The organism is Rhizobium sp. SEMIA 4085 (genome assembly GCF_013004495.1).
Lineage (GTDB): Bacteria > Pseudomonadota > Alphaproteobacteria > Rhizobiales > Rhizobiaceae > Rhizobium > Rhizobium gallicum.
The window spans coordinates 1-7,905 of the sequence record NZ_JABEPH010000291.1 but is presented as its reverse complement, the minus strand read 5'-3'; the positions used below and the strand labels follow the sequence as shown (position 1 = coordinate 7,905).

The window sequence follows — 7,905 nt, the reverse complement described above, 5'->3', positions numbered from 1 at the left end:
CCCCACCCGCCCACAGCTCGCCGCCACGGCCCACAGTCCGGCCCCCGTCAGGTGCCCCCCGACCCCTGGCGCAACCTGAGGGTTGTCGAGCTGCGCCCTGAGAGCGCGGCCGCCATCGCCGGACAGCATTCGGGAGACAAGCAAGGCACCGACCCCAGCGCAGGCCAGCGAGATGAGGTAAAGCCACAGCTCCGGGGCATCCGCCATGACATCAGGCATTTCAGGCGCGTCGATGGGAAGCCCGGACACGCCTCCGGTCAGGCCTCCCATCTTGAGCAGCAGTTGTGGAAAAGCTGCTGCGATCCCGAACGTAACAATGGCCAGCTGCAGACCCTGGAGCCTGAGCGCCGGAAGGCCGATGACCAGGCCGACTGCGGCGGCGACTGCAGCCGCGACCGGCAACGTAGGCAGCGGGGGGTCGCCGGCGGTGGCGTTCAGGATCGCGGTAACATAGGCTCCGACACCGAACAACGTCCCTTGGGCAAGGCAAATCTGCCCGGCATATCCCATCAGCAGGTTCAGACCGAGGATCGCGATGGCATAGGCGATCGCTATGGCCACTTCCTGGAGAGCGTAGGCGGGGGCGGAGACCGGGATCAATATCGCGACGATCGCGAAGAGACCGAACTTGATCGCGGTTGAGAGGAAGACGTCTCTCATAGTTTTGTCACCTTGTAGGAGCCGAACAGGCCGACGGGCTTGACGAGCAGGATGATCAACGTCAGCGCGATCGGGACCGCGATACGCATGTCGGCTCCGATGAACGAAAGGTAACTTGCACCCAGGCTCTCGGCGACGCCAACCGCAAGGCCGCCGACGATGGCGCCCAGCGGACTGTCCCAGCCGCCAAGGGTCGCGGCCGCCAGGCCATAAAAGAGGATTGGCGTCATCATCGTCGGGCTTAGAAACAGGCGGGGTGCGATTAGAATCGCAGCGAGTGCACCGATGACGGCCGCGAAGCCCCATCCGAGCATCAACATTCGTTCGACATTGACACCGACGAGAACGCTGCGTGTATGGTCGAATGCGGCTGCGCGCATAGACAGGCCAAGCTTGGTGAAGCGGAAGATAAAGCCCATCGCCAGAGCAATCGCCAGAAGGATCGCGAGCGTCCCGACGGCGGAGGCAAGCACGCGAACGTCGCCGATGCTAAAGCCGCCATGCGGGAAAAGGCTTGGGAAGGAGAGCTGTTCCGCCCCCCAAATCCACATGCAGGCAGCCTGGAACAATACGAGGATGCCGAGCGTGATGACGACGATTGCTTCCACAGGAGCGTCCATCATGGGTCGGATGATCAAACGGAATGTTACAATCCCGGTGGCGAATGCCGCCGCGAGACTCACAAGAACGGCGATCCAGAGCGGCACACCCCACTGCATCAGTTGCCAGGCTCCATAGGCCGAGAATGTCGCCATCTCGCCCTGGCCAAAATTGACGACGTTCGTCGCCCTGAAGATGAGGACGAGCGCCAAAGCGAGGGCGGCGTAGATAGCACCCGTGGTCAAGCCGCTGACGACGAGCTGGAAGAAGAGGCTCATCAGGCGACTCCCAGATATGATTTCTTGATGTCTTCATTGCCGATCAGGTCGCTCGCCGCGCCACTCGCGACGACCTGCCCGGCCTCTATGACAAAGGCTATGTCGGCGTATTGAAGGGTGGTATCGACGTTCTGCTCGACGACGAGCAATGTCATTCCCGCCTCTTTGTTCAGGGACTTGAAGATCGCCAGGATTTCCTGCGTGATGGACGGCGCCAGCCCGAGAGACGGCTCATCGCACATCAAGAGTCTCGGCCTAGACATCAGCGCGCGGGCCACGGCGAGCATCTGCTGTTCGCCGCCGCTGAGGTTTCCGGCGAGTTGGTTGCGCCGTTCCCGCAATCTCGGAAACGTCTCATACCAGCGTTCCTTGTCTTCCTTCACTTGCGAGCGGCTGCCCACGATGGTCGCGCCGAGTGACAAGTTTTCTTCCACGGTGAACTCGGTGAAGGTGCCGCGACCTTGCGGTATGTGCGCGACGCCGCGTGCAAGGCGCGTCTGGGCGGAGATCTCGTCGAGGGCTTTGCCGGCATAGGAAACTGAGCCCTTGAACGGCAGCAGACCCGAGACCGCGCGCAGCAGCGTCGTCTTTCCGGCTCCATTGGAACCGAGCAAGGCAACGAATTCGCCTTCGCCAACCGAGAACGAACAGTTAAACAGAGCCTGCGTCTTGCCGTAGAAAACGGACAGGTCTTTGATATCCAGAAGGGTCATGCCGCCTTCCCGAGGTAAGCGGCGATCACCGCATCGTTTGACTTGATTTCGGCAGGCGTTCCCTCGGCCAGGTTACGGCCCAGGTGGAAGACAACGATCCGGTCGCAAAGGCTCATCACCAAGCCCATGTGATGCTCGATAAGAAGGATGGAGAGATTGCGTCTGCGCCTGATCCCGTCGACGAGCTCCCCGAATTCGTGGACCTCGCCGTGGGTCAGTCCGCCGGCGGGTTCGTCGAGCAGGAGTATCTTCGGCTCCGCGGCCAGTGCCCGGGCAATTTCCATGCGCTTCTGCAAGGGATAGGGCAGCGAACCGGCCGCACGGGCGGCAAGGTCCGCCATGCCGACCTCCTCGAGCACTGCCGTTGCCTTTTCGCGAGTATACCGCTCCAGCGCCCTTACGTGGAACGGGGCGAAGATTGCCTTTCCGAAATTTCCGCCAAGTCGATGATGGGCGCCTAGCATGACGTTTTCGAGGACCGTCATCGATGCATAGATGCCCAGATTCTGGAACGTCCGTGCGACGCCCATTCCAATCATGTCGCGCGTTTCCACGCCTTCGAGCGGCTGGCCGTCGAGCATGATCGATCCAGTTGCGTAGTTTACGAGGCGGGTTGCCGCGTTGAGAAAGGTCGATTTTCCGGCGCCGTTGGGCCCGATCAGACCACAGATTTCACCCCGCCTTACGGAAAGCGACACGTCTGTCAGCGCTTTTACGCCGCCAAACTGCACGGACACATCCCGCGCCTGGAGCACCGGGCGCACCTCTTCGATGCTGCTGTCGTTCACTGAATTCCTCCCTTCCGAAGCGGCTTCTCCTTTGTCCGTCAATTTCTGTTGTTGACAGCCAACCCCGCTTTAGATACCAATACGTATTCGAAGACGTTGCGGTATGTCAAGTCTCAATCTTATTCGATTGCTTCCCCGAAACGTCTAGAGATGCGTGCCCCCGGCTGGAGACCGGCGGCGAGATTGGCGACAACTCCCTAAGCGGGAGTGCTGGGAGGAAATCGATGACGGGATCACACACCGAACTGACGGGCGAAAACCTCTACCGGGATCCGTATCCCGTCTATTCGCGTCTGCGCTCAGAGCAGCCCGTGGCATTCTTTGAAGGAACGAAGGAATATTTCATCACGCGGTTCGACGACTGCCGAACCGTCGGCGGCAACGACAAGGTGTTTGGACCGTCAGGATCGACAGACCGCCCGGAAGCCCGCGTGATGGGCATGCCGAACGTCCTGACCATGTCCGGCGAGGACCATCAATGCCTTCGCGAAGGCATTGATCAGAACCTTACGCAGGAGCGCGTGCGCTCTTTCGTTGAGGGTCTGACACGGCCGGTCGTGCAGCGTTATATCGACTCCATCAAGAAGAATGGAGAAGCGAACCTCACTGTCGAACTCTTTGAACCGATCTCGGTGCGCTGCATCGGCGACGTCATCGGTCTGACGGAGACTCCCAACGAGACCCTCGTCGAGTGGTTTCACGCCATGGCGCTCGGCTTGCAGAATGTCAGCAATGACGCGGCAATCTGGAAGCGGCTCGATGATGCGCTTGCAGAAATCGACAGGCAGATGGGCGATCTTTATCAAGCCTGCCTCACCAAGCCCAACAATTCCCTTCTCAGCCACGTCATGTATGGCGGCATGCAAAAGGGCGAGGTCCGCAGCTGGGAAGAAATTTCGCCAACCATGCGCGTCATCATCCTCGGCGGCCTGCAGGAGCCGGGCCACGCCGCGGCTAATGCCTGCGCGGGTCTTCTTTCAAGTTCCGATCAAGCGAAGATCATGGCCGAGCAGCCGCAGGAAAATGCGATGCGCGCCTTCGATGAGGGCCTGCGCTGGATCGCTCCGATCGGCGTAACGCCACGCGTCGCCAGAGAGGACTTTGAGATCGCGGGGACTGTCATTCCGCAGGGAGCGTCGGTGGCGATCGTCATGGGCTCCGCCAACCGCGATGCGACCCGCTTCGAAGACGCCGACAAGTTCGACATGTTCCGCAAGAAGAAGCAGCACCTGTCGTTCGGCTTCCGCCCGCATTTCTGTTCCGGCCATTTCCTGTCGAGGGCCATGGGCGAGATCGCACTGGCGGAGGTATTCCGGCAACTGCCTGAACTCCGGCTTGACCCCTCGCGCGAGATGAAGGGCAAGGGTTGGCGGTTCCGCGGCATCTCCGATCTGCCCGCGAAGTGGAACGCATAATGTCGCTCATCATCGACTGCCACGGCCACTTCACCACGGAACCGCCGGAGCATCATGCCTTCCGAACGGCGCAGGTCGCTTATGCGGAAGGCAAATCCTTAGAGCAGCCCATCTATCCTGCCATCCCGGACAAGCAGCTCCATGACATCATCGAGGCAAACCAGCTGAAGATACAGCGCGAGCGCGGTTCGCATGTGACGCTCTTAAGCCCGCGCGCCTCCGGCATGGGCCACCACGTTCCAGGTCTGGCAGTGGCCAAGGACTGGTCGCGTCTGTCGAACGACAATGTCGGCCGGATCGTCGACATGTTCCCCGACAACTTTGCTGCCGTCTGCCAGCTTCCGCAGACCGTCGACGGCGACCTTTCTGCGGTCATCGACGAGTTGCAGCGATGCGTCGAAAACGGCTTCGTCGGCTGTAATCTCAATCCCGATCCCTCGGGCGGACGGTGGAGCGCCCCTCCGATCTACGATCCGTGGTGGGACCCGATGTGGGAGGCCATGGTCGCCCTCCAGGTTCCCGCGATGATCCACGTGTCAAGCTCCTGCGAACGCTGCCTTCACATGACGGGAGCGCATTACATCAACGCCGACACCGCGGTATTCATGCAGCTCATCCAGGGAGATCTGTTCGAGCGTCACCCGGAGCTCAAGCTGATCATCCCGCACGGCGGCGGGGCTGCCCCTTACCATTGGGGCCGTTACCGCGGACTGTCGATCATGCTCGAAAAGCCCAGCCTCGACACGCATCTGATGAACAACCTGTTCTTCGACACCTGCGTCTACCATCAGGCAGGCATCGACACGCTATTCAACGTCGTCGACGTCAAAAACATCCTCTTCGGCTCGGAGCTGCTCGGCGCGGTCAAGGCGATCGATCCCGAGACCGGGCATCCGTTCGACGATACCAAGAGATACATCGATCAGCTCGCGCTCGACGACGACCAAAGACATGCGGTCTTCGAAGGAAACGCGCGGCGAGTCTACCCGCTGTTGGACAAGAGACTACGCGAGCGCGGCCTTTGAAGCCTCGCAACTATCAGGGAGAAATCAAATGGCTTCGAGCCAACATCTGAGCCTCGCGGGCGGGGCGCAAGGGTTCAACTGGCTACCGATCTTCGTCGCCGAAGAACTCGGCATTTTTGCCAAACATGGGCTGTCCATCGAATACAAAAAGATGGGTACCGTCGACAAGGCGACCAGTGCCGTACTCGAGGGTGAAGCAGACCTCGCCATCACGCCGCCGGAAGGCGCGGTCGCCGACTTCGTCAAGGGCGGCGAATTGCGTGTGATCGCTTCGAACTCGAACCGCCTGCCGATGTCGCTCGTCGCGCAGCCTTCGATCAAGTCGATCAAGGACCTCAATGGCAAGAAGGTCGGTACGTCGTCGCTCACCGAAGGCACCGCGATCTATACGCAGATGCTGCTCGCCAGGGATGGGCTGCATTATCCAGGAGACTATGAATTCGAACTCGCCGGCATCCACACCAAGCGCTGGGAAGCACTCCAGGCAGGAGAGATCGACTGCGCGCCGCAGCCGGCACCCTGGAATTTCCTGGCCGAGCGGGACGGCTTCAACCTGATCGGCGAGATCAACGACGTCATCCCTGAAATCGTCTTCGCCGCCGTTATCGGCCGCAAGAGCTGGCTTGATGGCAACCGCGACATCGTTATCCGTTTCCTGCGGGCGCTCATCGATGCCTATGCGATCACCAACGATCCCAGTCGAGAAGATGTCACGCTTCCGATTTTCCAGCGGATCACCACGAAGGACGACGCCGATCTTGCGACACATGGCCTTCGCTATATGCGCGACATGGGTATGTGGCCGAGTGACCTGGCCATTCCACAAGCTGCGATGGACACCACCATCGACCTTATGATCCGCGCGAACCTGCTTGACGAAGCCGCCAGGCCTCTAGCGGGGGACGTGTTCGATCGCGGTCTCCTCGAAGCTGCATCCAGCTAAGCGATCTGTTGAGGCGCGTTCCATGGTCACACCAGGAGATTTTCGATGAAAGTAATGACAAAGACCCCGCGGACTGACCGCGAAATATGTGAGGCGCTGGGTAAGCTCGGCGTCGCCACGGTTCATGAAGCTCAGGGACGGAAAGGGCTGCTGGCGCCGCACCTGCGTCCGGTAATCGACGGCGCGCGCATCGGTGGCACGGCGCTGACCTGCGAGGTTCCGCCCGGCGACAACTGGATGATTCATGTGGCGCTCGAGATGGCCCAGCCGGGGGACATCCTGGTTGTCGCACCGACCTCACCATGCACCGACGGCTATTTCGGCGACCTGCTCGCCACCTCTTGCAAGGCTCGAGGAATTCTAGGTCTGGTGACCGACGCCGGCGTCCGAGATGTGGCTGACCTGCGCGCGATGAAGTTCCCGGTATGGGCCAAGGCCATATCGGCGCAGGGCACCGTCAAGGAAACGTTGGCGAACGTCCAGGTGCCCGTGGTCTGCGCCGGAGCATACATCGAACCCGGCGACGTCATCGTCGCCGACGACGACGGTGTCTGCGTCGTCAAACGCGGCGAGGCAGCTCAGGTGCTTGAGAAGGCCCGCAAGCGACAGCAGATGGAAGACGAAAAGCGCGGCCTTTACGAGTCCGGCAAGCTCAGCCTCGACATCAACAACATGCGTGTGCAGCTCGAGGCGAAAGGCCTGATCTATGAATAGGGCTACTGAACTGCGCATTCCTCGCCGCGTCGTCACCGGCATCAGGAACGGCAAGTCGGTGTTTGTCAGCGATGGCCCGACGCCCAACGCCCACGCCTACGATTCTGTGCCGGGACATTTGACCTCGGTTCTTTACGCCACCGGCGCGAAACCCGCCCTGCCGCAGGACCATGCGGAGCAGGCACCGCCGCAAATGCTGATCACGCCTGAGCACGGCGCGACGAAACTCATGATCGTCGTCTTCCCGCCGGATTCGGTATTTGCGACCGTCGATCCAGCCTCCGCGTTCGAGGAGCAGGCCGTCCACATCCCCGGCCTGATTCAGGCATTCGAGCCTGACGCACCGGGCATGCACACCACCGACACAGTCGACTACGACATAGTTCTCGACGGCGAGGTCTGGCTCGAGCTCGACGACGGCGCTGAAACCTTGCTGAAGCAGGGCGACGTCGTGGTCCAGTGTGGCACCCGCCACGCCTGGCGCAACAAGGGCGACAAGCCTGCCACGATGTGCTTCGTCCTCATCGGTGCCGAAAGAAGGTCGTGACATGACACCGGACAACCTCACCCGATCTTTCGACTGCGTGATCGTCGGCGCCGGACATGGCGGTTCGCAGACGGCGGCCGCACTCAGGCAGTCCGGCTTTACGGGAAGCATCGCGCTGATTGGCGCTGAACCGGAAATTCCCTACGACCGCCCCTCGCTTTCGAAGGGCTACCCGGCCGGCAAGGAGAAGGTCGACAGGATGCATCTGCGCCCGCAGGATTT

At 61.0% G+C, this 7,905-nt stretch carries 10 protein-coding genes; 6 read left to right on the top strand and 4 right to left on the bottom strand.

Features of this window, described 5'->3' with window-relative positions; all coding sequences use genetic code 11:
- The 4 genes from C9413_RS23705 to C9413_RS23690 form a co-directional block, all read right to left on the bottom strand.
- Nucleotides 1–660: branched-chain amino acid ABC transporter permease (locus C9413_RS23705; protein ID WP_170250977.1), on the bottom strand; the 660-nt coding region annotated here is incomplete at its 3' end.
- A complete protein-coding gene (locus C9413_RS23700; protein ID WP_040116328.1) occupies nt 657–1,538 on the bottom strand; it encodes a branched-chain amino acid ABC transporter permease in 882 nt (293 codons plus the stop codon). The genes C9413_RS23705 and C9413_RS23700, both read right to left, overlap by 4 nt.
- Nucleotides 1,538–2,251, bottom strand: coding sequence for an ABC transporter ATP-binding protein (locus C9413_RS23695; protein ID WP_040116327.1), 714 nt, complete (start codon nt 2,249–2,251; stop codon nt 1,538–1,540). The genes C9413_RS23700 and C9413_RS23695 overlap by 1 nt, the downstream gene beginning before the upstream one ends.
- Nucleotides 2,248–3,039, bottom strand: a complete 792-nt coding sequence (locus tag C9413_RS23690; protein WP_040116326.1) for an ABC transporter ATP-binding protein — start codon at nt 3,037–3,039, stop codon at nt 2,248–2,250. Before C9413_RS23690 ends, C9413_RS23695 begins: the two co-directional genes overlap by 4 nt.
- 224 nt (nt 3,040–3,263) lie before the next feature.
- Between C9413_RS23690 and C9413_RS23685 the strand changes: the two genes are divergently transcribed.
- From C9413_RS23685 to C9413_RS23660, 6 genes are all read left to right on the top strand, one after another.
- On the top strand, nt 3,264–4,454 hold the full coding sequence (locus tag C9413_RS23685) for a cytochrome P450 (RefSeq protein WP_040116325.1): 1,191 nt from the start codon (nt 3,264–3,266) through the stop codon (nt 4,452–4,454).
- Entirely contained in the window at nt 4,454–5,479 is a 1,026-nt protein-coding gene (locus tag C9413_RS23680) for an amidohydrolase family protein (RefSeq protein ID WP_040116324.1), read from the top strand. The genes C9413_RS23685 and C9413_RS23680 overlap by 1 nt, the downstream gene beginning before the upstream one ends.
- 28 nt (nt 5,480–5,507) lie before the next feature.
- Nucleotides 5,508–6,422, top strand: a complete 915-nt coding sequence (locus C9413_RS23675) for an ABC transporter substrate-binding protein (RefSeq protein WP_040116323.1) — start codon at nt 5,508–5,510, stop codon at nt 6,420–6,422.
- A 45-nt stretch (nt 6,423–6,467) separates the two neighbouring features.
- Entirely contained in the window at nt 6,468–7,136 is a 669-nt protein-coding gene (locus C9413_RS23670; protein WP_040116322.1) for a 4-carboxy-4-hydroxy-2-oxoadipate aldolase/oxaloacetate decarboxylase, read from the top strand.
- On the top strand, nt 7,129–7,683 hold the full coding sequence (locus tag C9413_RS23665; RefSeq protein ID WP_040116321.1) for a cupin domain-containing protein: 555 nt from the start codon (nt 7,129–7,131) through the stop codon (nt 7,681–7,683). Before C9413_RS23670 ends, C9413_RS23665 begins: the two co-directional genes overlap by 8 nt.
- A gap of 1 nt (nt 7,684) precedes the next feature.
- On the top strand, nt 7,685–7,905 hold a 221-nt coding region (locus C9413_RS23660), incomplete at its 3' end, for an FAD-dependent oxidoreductase (protein ID WP_170250976.1).